The following is a 13,849-nucleotide window of genomic DNA, read 5'->3' as shown; positions in this document are numbered from 1 at the left end:
CTGAAGATGGCCTGATGCAGATCAGGCCGAGATACAGGCACAGCGAAAAAAGCTCGAGCCTTGGAATGGTTGACATTTTTGTACTCGTTCTTTATAATTAAAGCATATTAAAAATTTTGTCTATTGGAGGGATTTTGTATGAAGAAGTTTTTTATCCGGAGTACATTAGCAGTAGTAGCACTTTTGATCATGGCAATGCCCGTTGCTCTTGCCAATAGTTCAAGTTATTCCTTCACGATGGACTATCGTTATGTTAACGGAAAGGATAACGGGGTAACTCATGGACTCAGTGCAGGTTCCCTTACGAATTCAGGTAGTCTCTGGGCTTATAGAAAAGCTGCAGGAGCGGTTGGTCCGTACTCCGTAACAATTGCAGTTGTAAAAGACGAAATCATCGATGACACAATCTGCACAGTGTCTGTAACACCATCCACTACGTTGAATGAGAAAAAATCTTTTTCCAAAGCGTGTGGTAGCGTACCAACGGGCGTTTATTATATCGAAGCATGGAAAACAAACGATGACGGTTGGGACATCAAGGCACAAGGCACATTAACCACCCGTTAAAAAACACATTAGTTAAAAAACACATTATATATGGCCTGGCAAAGGTTTAACCTCTGCCAGGCCGTGTCACATATAAGGGAGGGGTTTTTGTGAGAATCGATATCGAAAGTATCATCCCGCTTGCTGTCATCATCCTTGTTTCACTTCTTATCTATTTAAAGAAAAGGAAAGGGCGAACAAGCGGTTATTTGATATGCTTTACCATCTTCTACATATACCTGACTTATGTAGTGGGATACACTATCCTGCCTCTTTGGTTTGATCCAGAAGTACTTGAATTCCTTAGGCGTGATGCAAATCTGATGTCCAGTATAAATCTCATTCCTCTCCGGGGAATGTCTATTGACTATTTGCTGTCTATCCAGGGTGTTGGAAATATTGTTCTTGGGATACCATTTGGATTTGGATTGCCGTTTCTCGTTAAAAGTAATTATAAGTCAATTTTGCTAAGAGGATTATTTTTTACGCTCACGATTGAGCTTGTACAGTTGGTAATATCCTTGCTATACAGATTTCCTTACAGAACCATTGACATCAACGATGTTTTGTTGAACCTTTCGGGTGTATTAATTGGATATGCGCTGTTTTGCTTTTTTGCCTGGATTTACCGCAAATCTGTGTCTAAAGACGAACCCACCAAGGGTGTATGGAGCCACATCCACAACGTCCTGACGAGTCAAAGTGTAAAAACCATTGACTAATTAAGAGGCAAGATACTAAAGGGGGCTTTATACTCTTCCAACAGCTTTCTTACTTCTTCACGGAGTTCATCATCTTCAATCAATCCAAGGGATTTTCTGGTGTTAAATACAGAAGCGCATTTCTGTTGAAAGTCGCAATGCTTGCACTCCCTTGCTATGGGATCGTAATAATACCCGAAGCACTCGGATTCTTCAAGTGGAGCATCTTCTATTTGATACGGGAGGGTTTGATTGATGTACATCAAAAGCAAACCCTCCTTTTCTTGTTTCCACACATACAATTCAGTTTATTCGGTTCATTTTTGTTACAACCGAATATCCCGTAGAGGACTGAAAGCGGAATGTTGGCGTTTAACGTCCACTTCGGTCATGTTGATGTATCGTTTAACCATCGACATGTCGGAGTGGCCAAGGATTAACCGGAGGGAAAACGGATCACCACCATTCAGGAGGTAGAGAACCGCTCCGGTGTGTCGGAATAGGTGCGGCCGGATTCGCTTATGCTCCAATCCGGCGTTCCGTGCATATTCCTGTAACCGCTTTCTCCAGGTATTGGCTTTGACCGGGGTGCCGTCGTAGTTAAGAAAGAGCTCATTCCGGCCAAAATCATTGGTTTCAGCGATGTATTCCAGAAGAAGCTTTTCCGTTTTATCGGAAACGGGGACGGTTCGACCACGCTTTACCTTCGTGTCCTGAGCATCTAACCGGATCGATCCACCTCGCACGTTTGACCGTTTCATCTTCAACAGTTCGCTGATTCTTACCATCGTATCCAGGAGGATGCAGATCATCACATAATCCCGGAAACCTACGTAACGATTCGTGTCGATAACGGAAAGAAGCTTCCTTATCTCCCTTGGGGTCAGTACATCGATTTCCGTATCGGGTTCCCGAATCTTTGTCAGCCTTTCGTGAAGGGGTTCGCTGAGATATCCCTCCCGTTCCAGCCATCGCAGGAAGGTCCGAAGGGTGCGGATTCGGATATTGATGGTTACGGGGGACAGCCTCTTTTCGTCTTTCATCCATCTTACGTATCCCAGAACCGCGTCACTGGTCAGATCGGAAACCGATATTTCCGGGTTGAAGTAATACAGAAGGTAACGGAAGTGCTCCCGGTACATCTGCATCGTGCTTTCGTTTAATCCTTCGGCATCCTTGTGCGACAGGAAGAGGCTCATTGCTTTTTCCATCGGCAACTTTCCCTTGACGAAGTGATGACGCACTTGGTAGGAGCTAACACCAATTTGACCGAAATTTCTGACGTATTTTCTCATAGTAAACCCCTCCTTAAAAGACACGTACGGTCTCGGTATAAAGTAACCCCCTCGTACTCCGATAAAATGTTCGGGAGACCGCACGTGTTTTCGGTTGGAAACCACATCGATTGACATTTCAGAATATCAAAATATTAACCTCGGTTTTGAAGGCCAGCGCCGCCACCAGCCCTCGCCCGTCGCCGATTCCGCCGCTGGCGAGAACGGGAATGGACACCGCGTCGACCACGCGGGGGATGAGCACCATCGTCCCCACGTCGTCGCGCCCGATGTGCCCGCCGCCCTCCTGCCCCACGGCCATCACCGCGTCGACGCCGATCTCCTCGCATTTTTTGGCCTGCCGCACCGACGAAACAAGAACGAGCACCTTGATGCCGTGCGGCTTGATCTTTTCCACGAGGGGCGTCAGGTTGCCGCCGGTGACGGAGATGACGGGCACCCGCTCTTCGATGGCCACCGCGAGCAGGTCTTCATACGGCCGCCCGTGTTGGCCGATGGCGAAGTTGACGCCGAAGGGCTTGTCGGTCAGCTGGCGCACCTTGCGAATCTCCTCGCGCAACGCTTCAGGCCCGCCGACGGTCATCGCCGTGATCTGCCCCAGCCCGCCGGCGTTGGAAACGGCCGCCGCGAGCTCGGCGTACGCCAAGTAGGCCAGCCCGCCCTGCACAATCGGGTAGCGAATCCCCAACAGTTCCGTCACGCGCGTCTTCACGTGCCGCTCCTCCTTCAGATCCTTCGCAATTGCTGGACTTCTCGACCGTTATTTTACCACACCGCGGCCGCGATTTCCTCTTGCAAACGGGGGGGAATCTGTTATACTCAACCTTGATTTTTGTAATAAAGCGAGGAGAGAGCATGAATCGACAGGCGCGTACGCCGCTGTTTACCGGCCTGTTGGAACACGCCAAGCGCAATCCCCTGCAATTTCACATTCCCGGACACAAGCGCGGTGCGGGGATGAACCCCGAATTCCGCGATTTTCTCGGGAAAAACGCCCTGTCGATTGACCTCATCAACATCGCCCCCCTCGACGACCTGCACAACCCGCAGGGAATCATTAAGGAAGCCCAGGAGCTGGCCGCCGAAGCCTTCGGGGCCGACCACACCTTCTTCTCCGTGCAAGGGACGAGCGGGGCTATCATGGCCATGGTGATGTCCGTCGTCGCGCCGGGGGACAAGATCATCGTCCCGCGGAACGTGCACAAGTCGGTCATCACCGCCCTGATCCTCGCCGGGGCCACGCCGGTGTTCATCCACCCCGTGATGGATGAGACGCTCGGCATTGCCCACGGCATCACCACCGCCTCGGTGCAGCGGGCCCTCGAACAGCACCCCGACGCCAAGGCGGTGCTCGTGATCAACCCCACCTACTTCGGCGTGGCGGCCAACCTGCGCGAGATTGTCATGGTCGCCCACAGCTACGGGGTGCCCGTGCTGGTGGACGAGGCCCACGGGGCCCATATCCATTTTCACGAGGAGCTGCCCATGTCGGCCATGGAGGCCGGCGCCGACATGTCGGCCACCAGCCTGCACAAGCTGGGCGGGTCGCTGACGCAAAGCTCGATCCTGAACGTGCGGGAAGGGCGGGTCAACCCGCAGCGCGTGCAGGCGATTCTGAGCATGCTCACGACCACGTCGACATCCTACCTCCTTCTCGCTTCCCTCGACGCAGCCCGCAAGCAGCTCGCCCTGCATGGCCGGGAGATGAACGAGAAGGCGCTGCACCTGGCACGGTGGGCCCGCGAGGCCCTCAACCAAATCCCCGGCATCTACTGCTTTGGCGACGAGCGCGTCGGCGAAGAAGCGATCTACGACTACGATCCCACCAAGCTGACCATCCACGTGCGCGAGCTGGGCATCACGGGCTACGAGGCGGAAAAGTGGCTGCGCGAGATGCACAACATTGAAGTGGAGCTGAGCGACCTGTACAACGTGCTCTGCTTCATCACCGCGGGCGACAGCGAAGAGACGGTGGAAGCCCTCGTGGCGGCGATCCGCGACCTGTCGCGAACCTTTTACGCGAAACGGGCCGCGCGCGAGCTTCGCGTCGTGCTGCCGAAGATCCCGGAGCTTGCTCTCTCGCCGCGCGACGCCTTTTACGCCGAAACGGAAACGGTGCCCATCGACGAAGCGGTGGGCCGCATCATGGCCGAGTCCATCATGGTGTATCCCCCGGGCATCCCCATCGTCATGCCCGGCGAGATCCTCACCGAGGAAAACCTGGCCTACATCCGCGAGAACCTGGCCGTGGGCCTTCCCGTGCAGGGACCCGAAGATCCCACCATCCAGACGGTCAAGGTGATCAAAACGCACCGCGCCATTCGGTAGCCTCCGGCCATCCTTTCTTTATCAAGTTTTCGGAAGGCAACGGACCCGGAACCGCCCGGGTCTTTTTTGCTGGCCAAATCCAACAACAAAAAAGTTCCCCCTTCGCGCAGGAAGAGGGAACCCTATGGAGTGTATGGAAACAGTATGGCAGGCTCGCACACGTTAGGCATTCGGCGTCTCGTCCTGCTGCCCCTCCGCGCAGCGGGAGCAAACGCCGAAGAGAACATTGACCTTTTCGGCGTCAAAATGCGCGATAATGCGGTCACAACATTGGCACACAATCGTTCCCATCCATCGGCCCTCCTCGCCCATATCCTGCACACCAAACCGCATCGCCGACAGATTGTGTTACACTTTTATCGTAATCGTGCCATGCTAATGTTGTCAAGAAAAAAACGCCCATGAGCCGAGCCCATGGGCGAGGGCATCGCGATCAGTATTCCGATTCCATGGGGACGGAAGGAAGGATTTGCTGGAAGAAATGGGACAAAAATTCGGCGTCCTCGCGGTGTTGGATGGCGAAATGCTGCTGGATGTAATCAACGTTGGCCGCCTCGTCGGCACAGAGCGTGGTGGCGCGCCCCGTTTGCATGCAAATGACCAGCGGTTTGCCGAAAAACTTGCGCGTAAACAGAATGCCGAAATCATAGCGGGTGTGCTCCGTGGTAAACCCGATAAACCGAACATGCGCGTTTTCCACTTCGTCGTACAGGCGCTCAAAGTTCTCCATCGGCAACGCCTCCTTCAACAATTTCTAATTTTGCGTAAATAAGGTAGTGTACCTGTTGTTCCGCGATCGTTGCAACCGTTTCCCACACGCGGTATAAAAAATGGACGGACGAGTGACAACTAGAAGGAACAGAAGAAGTAGATAATATTTTACCATAGCCATGGTCACCATACAAGGGAAAGGGGCAAACGCGGGTGGGAACCTTCGCAAAACGGTTGTCCCAGGCGGCATTCCTCGTGCTGTTCGGTTTGGTTCCCCTTCTGGACGTGTTCCGGATTGACGTCACCACCGGCACCGTTTACGTGTTCCGGCAGGCCGTTTCCTTTTCCGAATCCTCTGTGTTGCTCCTGGCGGTCGTGTTCCTCGTGCTCGTCTTTGTGACCCTCTCCCAATGGTTTCGCCGCGGGTTTTGCCTCTGGATCTGCCCCCACAACACCTTTTCGGCCTACCTGCTGCGTCTTACGCGGTGGCGCTTTTTGGCCGGCCATCCGGCCGTTCGCCAGACGGTCAACCTGTTGGTGGCGGCCTTCTTCGCGCCCGTCATCGCCTTTTTATTTTTGGCCTACTTCGTCGATCCGCGTCGCTTGTGGGCCAACCTTCAGGAAGGTACGCTGGACAACCTGCTGCTCCGCATCGAACTGGGCTTCACCCTGTTCTTTTTCGTCATGATCGCTTTCCTTCGTCACCGCTTTTGTCGCTATGCCTGCCCTTACGGATTCTTGCAAATGGTGTTTGCCGCTCCCCAGGCCGAACCCGGACAGCGGCCGTTTCTGCGCAAAACCAATCTCCTCCTTGGCCTGCTTACGCTTTCCGTTGCTGCCGCCTTAACGTTCGCCGTGTTTACGTCTACGGGGCTGGAACTTTTCGTGACGCCCGCCGCGACCGGCATTCCCTCAAACGGACACCTCACGTCCATCTACACCCTGACCGTCACCAACCTGCGCAACCAGCCGCGAACGGTTCGCTTCTCCTACCGGGGAATTCCTCCCACGTGGGACGTTTCCCTCCCCGAAGCCCTGCGCGTCGGTCCGCAGCAATCCGTATCCCATCCCCTAACGTTCCGCGTCGGTCCGTCCTCACAGGGACAGCCGGCGGTCATCACCGTCGACGCCATCTTGCCCAACGGCCGGAGCCGGTCCGTCACCTTTGCCGTCTATCCCCAACCCATCCGGTCGCACGGGTTTCGCCTGCTTCCCCGATTCGCCCCCGGTCCATTGTAAAGGAGGCGACGAAATGGTAAGATGAGGGCGAACACATCCCCCACTACGGGAGTAGGAGTGAACACCGTTGGGCGAAACGGCGACCATCAAACTGGTGGAAGGCTCGACCCAGCAGACGATTACCCTCGAGGAGGTGAAGGCGCTGCTCGAGCGGTACATCGAGCAGACGACCAAGACGGGGCAGCAGCTCGGGTGGAACTATCAGGAGCACGCCTTTCCGTACACCATCGAAGCGCGCCCGGAAGCGGAAGGGAACTGGTTTTTGCTGCGGGGGAAAAACCCAGGCTACCGGGCCATCGTCGTCGGCGTCGGCACCGAACCGTATACGGTGACCGTCGAACGGCCAAAGGAAGGGGCGGACGGGGAAACGGAAACCGTCACAGAAACGCGCCAGCGGGCCTACATCGCCGTGCACCTGCCCGACGTCAGCACCCATGGCGACAAGGCCAAGGCCAACGAGTTTTGCAAATATTTGGCCAAGACCTTGCAAGCCGAGCTGCACCTGTTTAACGGGCGCGTCATGTATTACAACCCGCGCAAGGGCTAACCGTCTCTCCGGAAGATGGGGGAGCGTAAAAAAACAGCAAGTCGGTGCGACTTGCTGTTTTCGTTTTAGCGGCTTTTGATGAGCAATTCGATGGCCTCCTGCACCACCTTGCGCGAATCGCCGCCCTTCGAGAGCTCCTCGAGGATGCACTGCTCCATGTTCGTCGCCACGAGGTAGGCGATGGCCTTGTCGATGGCCGTGCGGGCAGCGGTGAGCTGCGTGACGACCTCCTTGCAGGTGGCCTCTTCTTCCATCATGCGCAGGACGCCGCGGATCTGCCCTTCCACGCGTTTGAGCCGCATCTTCAACTTGTCGTCGTACAGGATCGTGGGCACGGTGGATCACCCCCTTTTGCCATCCGGCTGCCCTTATCCTATCCCAACGCGGGTCGCCCCTTCAAGGAGCCCCTGCCCCTCCCGTCAAATGAACAGATTCAGCTTCGCCTCGTACGCTTCGCCCAGGTACGTCGCCACGCCTCCGAAGTCGACGCCGTCGATCAGCTCCTCAGGGCGAATGCCGAGCACGTCCATCGACATGGTGCAGGCGACCAATTTCACCCCTTGCTCCCGCGCCATCTCCATGAGCTGGGGCAAGGGGGAGACGTTTTTGCGCCGCATCGCCCATTTCATCATCCGGGCCCCCAGGCCGCCCATGTTCATTTTGGACAGGCCCAGGCGTTCCGGCCCCTTCGGCATCATGGCGCCAAACAGCCGCTCCATCCAGGGCTTCTTTCCGGGAGCGGCGTGCGCTTTGCGCAGGATGTTCAATCCCCAGAAGGTAAAGAACATCGTCACCTCGCTGCCCATGGCCGCCGCCCCGTTGGCAATGATGAAGGCGGCCATCGCTTTGTCGAGATCGCCGCTGAACACGATGATCGTCGTTTTGTCGGCCACGGTTTTCCCCTCCCGTTTTCCAGATTTCTTCCAAATTTTTTATACGGTGCATGCGACCATAACGGCCGCCCGTTACGCGTCTTGCGTCGCCTCGCGGAGCGCCGCCACGAGTTCCTCCTCGACGTCGCGCCCGATGGCGGCCAGCCGTTCGCCAAACGGCGACGCCAGGTGGGTCGGCCGAATCATCCCGACCACCGTGCGGCCGTCACGGGCGTACGCCCCCAGTTTGCAGGGCAAGAGGAAGACGGCATCGGCGTTTTCCGCCAGCGCCTCTGCCGCCACCGCCGGCTTGCACACCTCCCACACGACAAATGGCCCCGCAACGGGCTGTCCCTTTTTCGCCAACGTCTCCGCCACATCCAGTTCCCACAACACACCGAATCCGCGCTTCGCGAGCGCCTCCCGCAGCCGCTCGCGCACGTCTTCAAGGGAACGTTCGGTGGTGAAGCGAATCGCAAAGCCTTCCATCTCCGGCAAACCTCCTTTTAGGCAAAGGGAATGGACATCGCCAATGGCCTTTTGCACCGATGCGGGTATCCGTATTCCAAACGGCAGAAAGAGGGAGGGCGAACGCGTTGCCCCCGCCCTCCCGCAACAGGAACGCCTTTCGATTCCCCCGCTTACCCCTTTTTGATGCGAAAATGGTATTCGCCGTTCCGCTCCTCCACCGACAGGACCTCATGTCCGGCCTGCTTTGCCCAGGCTTGCACGTCATTTACCGAGCCCTTGTCGGTGGCGATGAGCTCCATCACTTGTCCGGGCTGCAGGGATTCGATGCCCTTCTTCGCTTTGACAATCGGCATGGGGCACGACAGCCCGCGCGCGTCGACAACCAAATCGGCCATAACGCTCCCTCCCTTTCCCTATCGTTACAGCGTGCTGTGGTGGGCCGCACAGCGATTGGGCCCGATTTCGAGCTCCGTGGCCTCTTCCGGCGTCACCGACTGCAGGCCGCGGTTGATGGCCACGATCGTCTCAAAGTTCGGCGGCTTCTCGGCTTGGGCCGAAGCGGCCACCGTTTCCGTGAAGCGTTCCCGGTCTTGCGTGCGCATGATTTCGTTGCTGCGGCGAATCTCGCCGAGGGTCGCCCCCACGATGCCACGGTCGTTGATCTCTTGCACGTCGGCATAGTGGGCCGGAAGCACGTAAACGTCATCCGGCAGGTTGGCGATCGTTTTGAACACCGTGTCGTAGAGCATCTGCGCCCATTCCTTGGCCTTGCCGCCCAAATCGGGCCGCCCGAGGCCGCCGACGAAGATGGTGTCGCCAGACAGGAGGAATTTCTTGTTCACCAGGAGCGACGTCGATCCTGGCGTGTGCCCCGGCGTGGGGATGGCCAGCACTTCCACGACCACCTTGCCCATGTGGATCTGCTCATGGCGCTCCAACGGCTCGAAGGAGACGGTGCCGTCCTGCACGTCGCTCGACGGCAAGTAGTAGGTTGCCCCCGTCCGCTTGGCCAGTTCCGGCCCGCCGGAAATGTGGTCGGCGTGCAGGTGCGTGTCGACGATGTGCCGGATCGTCGCCCCTTCCTTCTGGGCGAGCTCGAGATAGACGTCAACGTGGCGGTTCGGGTCGACGACCAGCGCTTCCCCTTCCGAAATAAGCACGTACGAGAGGCACCCTTTGGCCAAACGGTTGACCTGGTACAGTTTCAGGTTCTCATCGAACGCCACCAATTCGGGGTGATAGAACTGGCTCCACGCCAGCATGCCGCCTTTGAGCGAGACGGCGTTGTACCCCTTCTCGCGCAGCTGCTCGGCCACAAACTCCGACGCGCCACCCTTGGCGCAGACGACGACGATGTCCTTGACGTCTTTGGGAATGGCCTCCCACACGGATGCATCTTCTTCCACGAAGGCAAAGTACGGGACGTTGATCGAGGTGACGTGTTTCCCTTCGATTTTCCAGTTCGCGTATTCGTCCTCGTTGCGCACGTCGAGGATGAAGACGGGCTGGCCAGAAGCGATCTTCTCATGCAGTTCCTTGGGCGTAATGACCGGCACGTTGCCCATGGCGATCCCCTCCTGCATGCGGAAGCTCAGAAGCTCAGCGTCACGTCGGCGTCAAAGGCGAAGTCGAGGAACGTCGCCGCGCCGCCCACGTCGACGCCGTCGATGAAGTGGGAACGGTCGAGCCCCATGACGTCCATCGTCATCTGGCAGGCGATCAGCTTGACGCCGGACTCCTTGGCCATGTTGAGGAGTTCGGGGATGGTCGGCACGCCGGCTTTGGCGAAGTTTTCCTTCAAGTGCTCCTTGCCAGGCCCCAGTTGCAGCATCGACGCGGCGTCCTTGTGGATGATGGAGAGCCCGTCGAAGGTGAAGAACACGGCCACCTCCGCGTCAAGGGCTGCCGCCGCCGTGGCGATGTTCAGCACTTTGTAGGCCGTCTCGAGCCCGCCCGTCGACGCAATGATGGCCACACGCTTTTTCTTGTCCGCCATGGGAATCCTCCTCCCTCAAACGATAAGATGATGTGATGATGGAGAATCGGTGTCGGTCTTGCCTTACACGCGGGTTTCCACGGGGCCTTCCCACTTGGACATGCCCGGAAGCACGTTTTTCACCCGGGCAAACCCCTTTTCGGCAAGGAGCTGGCAGGCCAAGTCGCTGCGGTTCCCGGTGCGGCAGATGACGAAGTAGGTCTCGTTGGGATCCAGCTCGGCCAGCCTCTCCTCCAGCTCGCCGAGCGGAATGTTGATCGCGCCGGGAATGTGGCCAAAGGCGTACTCCGCCGGCTCGCGCACATCGAGGACCTTCACGGCCTCGCCCGCCGCCAGTTTTTGCGCCAGCTCCTCGTTGGATGCGGTGTGCGGAAAGAGCGTTTCCGGCTTTTCTTCCTCTGCCGAGGCCCGGCGGATGTAATGGTGAAATTTTCCTCCTTCTTCCTTGACGCCGAGGTACTGGTGACCGACCCGTTGGGCCCAGCCTTTGAGGTCGGCGAGGGATCCGCGGTCGGTGGCCACCACCTCCAGCACCTGGCCCGGAGCCAGTTCCTCAATGGCTTTTTTGGTCCGGACCACCGGCATCGGGCAGGAAAGCCCTTCGCAATGAATGGTTTTGTCCACCCGAATGTTCATTACTTGGCTCCTCCCTCCCCTTCCGTTTCGTTCCACGCCAGCATGCCGCCCTGCAGGTTGCGGACGCGGAAGCCGCGCTCGGCCAAAAACGCGCACGCTTTGGCGCTGCGGTTGCCGCTGCGGCAGACCACGATCCACTCGCGCTGCGGATCGAGCTCGGCCACGCGGAGCGGCAACTCTTCCAACGGGATGTGCCGCGCGCCGGGAATATGGCCTTTGGCCCACTCCTCCGCTTTGCGCACATCGAGCACGCCGAAGCGGTCTTGCTCGCGCGCCAGCACGTTTTTCGCCTCTTGCGGCGTAATCTCGCGCACTGCCGCGGCCATGATGTTCACCGTCCTCGCTCACAGATCATGTACATATACCCCTATAGGTATCAACCTCTGCCTTCAGTATAGAAAAACACGAGGCCATTTGTCAAGGAGAGCGCAACGTCTCTGCGCTGTAGCCTGTGCCGGAGCCTGCCGAAACATTCCGGGAAAGCGATGGGAACCTCCTTTCCACACTAGAAACACAGGCTTGCGGAAGATCGACGACGATGGGAAAGGAGGACTCAACGTCCATGCTTCGCCGCCTGTTGCGCATTCTTTTGGTTTTGCCCCTGTTCATTGCTCTCGCTTCCCCTCAAGCCTCCGCCCGGACAAGCGGTTGGGCCATTGACGTGGTACAACCCGGTGACACCCTGTCACGCGTCGCCAAACGCCATGGCACCACCTGGCAACGCCTGGCCCAGCTCAACGGCCTCACCCGCCCCGAGGTGGTACCCGGGCAAGCGCTGATTGTGCCGCGGCCGTCCCTTTCCGTACGCCCCGGCGACACGCTCTGGGAACTGGCCGTGCGCCACGGCACAAGCGTGAAGGCGCTGCGTCAGGTCAACGGGTTGCGCGCCGACCAGCCCCTTGTCCCTGGGACGCGCCTGCGCATCCCGCAAGATGGTAGAAGGCCGATTGACGCCGGGTTGTTTTTTGTCCCCTCGGGAAACGCGGCAAAAGACCGCGCCCTGCTGGCCCGCTACCGCTCGACGGTTCGCCGCGTCGGGCTGTTTGACGTGCGCATCAACCCCAATGGCTCGCTGGCCGTGCGCGCCTTTGGGCCGGCTACCACTGTCCTGCGCACACAGGGACAGCTGCCCTACCCCGTCCTCACCAATTTGACGCCAAGCGGCTTTGACGCCGCGCACATGCGGCGCATTCTCGCCCATCCGGCCAAGCGACGCACCCTCGTCGACAGCATTTGGCACCTGCTCAAGGCCAACCGCTTCCCCGGCGTCATGCTGGACATTGAGGGACTCAAGCCACAAGACCGCGCGCTGTACACGCAGTTCCTGCGCGAACTCCACGCGAAATTGCGTCCTTCGGGGATGGAGATTGCCGTCTCGGTGCCCCCCAAGCAAGGCCCTCATACACCCGCCCACGCCGGCGGCTACGATTACGCCGCGATTGGGAAGTACGCCGACCGCGTGTTTGTCATGGCCTACGATTGGCACATCCCGCCCTTTACCGGTCCTGGGCCCGTTGCACCGTACCCACAGGTCAAGGCCACCATGGCGTACGCGTCAACGGTCATTTCGCCCAAAAAGCTGTATTTGGGGATTCCCATGTACGGATACGACTGGAACGTGACCGCCGGCAACGGACGGGCGCTGTCCCAACAGAAAGCTCTGGAACAGGCCATCGCCCGCGGGGCGACGATTCGGTTCGACCCCCGTTCGCGCACGCCGTATTACCGCTACACGGCAAACGGCGAGCGGCACGAGGTGTGGTTTGAAGACGCCCGCAGCCTGGCCGCCAAGTTTGCCCTGGTGAAACGGTACAAATGGGCGGGCGTAGGAGGCTGGCAGATGAACCTGTTCTTCCCTCAGGGCGAGACGCTGTTTTGGTCACTGTTCCGGGCGCTGTAGCCAGCACTGAAGGACATGGCTCGTGCCGTTGTGGTACAGCCCTTCCTTCCGCTCCACCTCGCCCCAAAACCAATGCTTCACCCGCCATGTCGAAAAGGCAAACCAAAACTCGGCCGGGTGGTACAAAAGCGCCGGATCGGCCGGCCCTCCGGTGCCGTAGCGCAGCTGGTGCAGCGAAAAGACCTCCATCACCACGTGGCCTCCCGGCTTGACCGCGGAGGCCATGTGGCTGAGCACCGCTTGGCGCTGCGGCGCGGGGAGGTGCAAATAGGTGCAAACCACCACATCAAAACGTGCCTCCGGCCAGGTGGCCTTCGTCACGTCGACCCACTCCGTCACCACCCGCACCCCGCGCGCCTCCGCAAGCCGTCGGCACTTCTCGAGGCCCGCCTGTGCGTAATCCCACATGGTCACCTCATGCCCCAACTGGGCCAAGTAAACGGCGTTTCGCCCTTCTCCATCCGCCACAGCCAGCGTACGCCCCTTCGGCAGGTGCGGTGCCACCTGCCGCACAAAAGCGTTGGGCTCCGTTCCATAAACGTAGGCTTCCTGTGCAAACCGGCTTTCCCAAAACGCGCGGTTGGCCATCCTCTCTCCCCCTCGACAT

19 protein-coding genes and 1 pseudogene are annotated in these 13,849 nt (G+C 58.2%); 6 read left to right on the top strand and 14 right to left on the bottom strand.

Features of this window, described 5'->3' with window-relative positions:
* Positions 1 to 138 precede the first annotated feature (138 nt).
* Entirely contained in the window at positions 139 to 567 is a 429-nt protein-coding gene (locus IEX61_RS02280; RefSeq protein WP_157057998.1) for a hypothetical protein, read from the top strand.
* A gap of 89 nt (positions 568 to 656) precedes the next feature.
* The gene (locus IEX61_RS02275) at positions 657 to 1,268 is read left to right on the top strand and encodes a VanZ family protein (RefSeq protein ID WP_188816670.1); all 612 of its coding nucleotides are present in this window, start codon (positions 657 to 659) and stop codon (positions 1,266 to 1,268) included.
* Here the strand turns inward: IEX61_RS02275 and IEX61_RS02270 are convergent.
* The 3 genes and pseudogenes from IEX61_RS02270 to IEX61_RS02260 form a co-directional block, all read right to left on the bottom strand.
* Positions 1,265 to 1,513 (bottom strand): hypothetical protein, encoded by a 249-nt coding sequence (locus tag IEX61_RS02270; RefSeq protein ID WP_054669165.1) that lies wholly within the window; start codon positions 1,511 to 1,513, stop codon positions 1,265 to 1,267. The genes IEX61_RS02275 and IEX61_RS02270 overlap by 4 nt on opposite strands.
* Positions 1,514 to 1,573: 60 nt before the next feature.
* A complete protein-coding gene (locus IEX61_RS02265) occupies positions 1,574 to 2,542 on the bottom strand; it encodes a tyrosine-type recombinase/integrase (protein WP_054669163.1) in 969 nt (322 codons plus the stop codon).
* A 139-nt stretch (positions 2,543 to 2,681) separates the two neighbouring features.
* Positions 2,682 to 3,254: pseudogene (locus tag IEX61_RS02260) on the bottom strand (NAD(P)H-dependent flavin oxidoreductase); the annotation flags it as partial.
* Between the two features lie 143 nt (positions 3,255 to 3,397).
* Here IEX61_RS02260 and IEX61_RS02255 point away from each other — a divergent pair.
* Positions 3,398 to 4,870 carry an aminotransferase class I/II-fold pyridoxal phosphate-dependent enzyme gene (locus tag IEX61_RS02255; protein ID WP_188816669.1) on the top strand — a complete coding sequence of 491 codons (1,473 nt, stop codon included), beginning with the start codon at positions 3,398 to 3,400 and terminating at the stop codon, positions 4,868 to 4,870.
* A 162-nt stretch (positions 4,871 to 5,032) separates the two neighbouring features.
* Here IEX61_RS02255 and IEX61_RS02250 read toward each other — a convergent pair whose 3' ends face one another.
* Entirely contained in the window at positions 5,033 to 5,161 is a 129-nt protein-coding gene (locus tag IEX61_RS02250) for a GapA-binding peptide SR1P (RefSeq protein ID WP_054669161.1), read from the bottom strand.
* 142 nt (positions 5,162 to 5,303) lie between these two features.
* Positions 5,304 to 5,600 (bottom strand): DUF3055 domain-containing protein, encoded by a 297-nt coding sequence (locus IEX61_RS02245; protein ID WP_054669159.1) that lies wholly within the window; start codon positions 5,598 to 5,600, stop codon positions 5,304 to 5,306.
* Between the two features lie 194 nt (positions 5,601 to 5,794).
* Between IEX61_RS02245 and IEX61_RS02240 the strand changes: the two genes are divergently transcribed.
* Both IEX61_RS02240 and IEX61_RS02235 read left to right on the top strand, forming a co-directional pair.
* Positions 5,795 to 6,820, top strand: a complete 1,026-nt coding sequence (locus IEX61_RS02240) for a 4Fe-4S binding protein (protein WP_054669157.1) — start codon at positions 5,795 to 5,797, stop codon at positions 6,818 to 6,820.
* 67 nt (positions 6,821 to 6,887) lie between these two features.
* Entirely contained in the window at positions 6,888 to 7,367 is a 480-nt protein-coding gene (locus IEX61_RS02235; protein ID WP_054669155.1) for a DUF1885 family protein, read from the top strand.
* A gap of 65 nt (positions 7,368 to 7,432) precedes the next feature.
* Here IEX61_RS02235 and IEX61_RS02230 read toward each other — a convergent pair whose 3' ends face one another.
* From IEX61_RS02230 to IEX61_RS02195, 8 genes are all read right to left on the bottom strand, one after another.
* Positions 7,433 to 7,669, bottom strand: a complete 237-nt coding sequence (locus IEX61_RS02230) for a metal-sensitive transcriptional regulator (protein ID WP_054669173.1) — start codon at positions 7,667 to 7,669, stop codon at positions 7,433 to 7,435.
* A 117-nt stretch (positions 7,670 to 7,786) separates the two neighbouring features.
* Positions 7,787 to 8,260, bottom strand: coding sequence for a DsrE/DsrF/DrsH-like family protein (locus IEX61_RS02225; RefSeq protein WP_083462812.1), 474 nt, complete (start codon positions 8,258 to 8,260; stop codon positions 7,787 to 7,789).
* A gap of 72 nt (positions 8,261 to 8,332) precedes the next feature.
* Positions 8,333 to 8,728 (bottom strand): DUF302 domain-containing protein, encoded by a 396-nt coding sequence (locus IEX61_RS02220; RefSeq protein WP_054669154.1) that lies wholly within the window; start codon positions 8,726 to 8,728, stop codon positions 8,333 to 8,335.
* A gap of 152 nt (positions 8,729 to 8,880) precedes the next feature.
* A complete protein-coding gene (locus IEX61_RS02215) occupies positions 8,881 to 9,105 on the bottom strand; it encodes a sulfurtransferase TusA family protein (RefSeq protein WP_054669151.1) in 225 nt (74 codons plus the stop codon).
* 24 nt (positions 9,106 to 9,129) lie between these two features.
* Positions 9,130 to 10,275 carry an MBL fold metallo-hydrolase gene (locus tag IEX61_RS02210; RefSeq protein ID WP_054669149.1) on the bottom strand — a complete coding sequence of 382 codons (1,146 nt, stop codon included), beginning with the start codon at positions 10,273 to 10,275 and terminating at the stop codon, positions 9,130 to 9,132.
* 26 nt (positions 10,276 to 10,301) lie between these two features.
* Positions 10,302 to 10,706: a DsrE/DsrF/DrsH-like family protein gene (locus tag IEX61_RS02205; RefSeq protein WP_054669147.1), complete on the bottom strand. Its 405-nt coding sequence runs from the start codon at positions 10,704 to 10,706 to the stop codon at positions 10,302 to 10,304.
* 63 nt (positions 10,707 to 10,769) lie between these two features.
* Positions 10,770 to 11,342 carry a sulfurtransferase TusA family protein gene (locus tag IEX61_RS02200; RefSeq protein ID WP_054669145.1) on the bottom strand — a complete coding sequence of 191 codons (573 nt, stop codon included), beginning with the start codon at positions 11,340 to 11,342 and terminating at the stop codon, positions 10,770 to 10,772.
* The gene (locus IEX61_RS02195) at positions 11,342 to 11,668 is read right to left on the bottom strand and encodes a rhodanese-like domain-containing protein (RefSeq protein WP_083462816.1); all 327 of its coding nucleotides are present in this window, start codon (positions 11,666 to 11,668) and stop codon (positions 11,342 to 11,344) included. The genes IEX61_RS02200 and IEX61_RS02195 overlap by 1 nt, the downstream gene beginning before the upstream one ends.
* 236 nt (positions 11,669 to 11,904) lie before the next feature.
* Here IEX61_RS02195 and IEX61_RS02190 point away from each other — a divergent pair, with 236 nt between their 5' ends.
* Positions 11,905 to 13,242: a glycosyl hydrolase family 18 protein gene (locus tag IEX61_RS02190; RefSeq protein WP_054669143.1), complete on the top strand. Its 1,338-nt coding sequence runs from the start codon at positions 11,905 to 11,907 to the stop codon at positions 13,240 to 13,242.
* Here IEX61_RS02190 and IEX61_RS02185 read toward each other — a convergent pair.
* A complete protein-coding gene (locus tag IEX61_RS02185; protein ID WP_054669141.1) occupies positions 13,222 to 13,830 on the bottom strand; it encodes a class I SAM-dependent methyltransferase in 609 nt (202 codons plus the stop codon). The genes IEX61_RS02190 and IEX61_RS02185 overlap by 21 nt on opposite strands.
* Positions 13,831 to 13,849 lie beyond the last annotated feature (19 nt).

The organism is Calditerricola satsumensis, from assembly GCF_014646935.1.
In the GTDB taxonomy this organism is placed as follows: Bacteria; Bacillota; Bacilli; order Calditerricolales; family Calditerricolaceae; genus Calditerricola; species Calditerricola satsumensis.
This window is presented reverse-complemented; position numbering and strand designations above follow the sequence as displayed.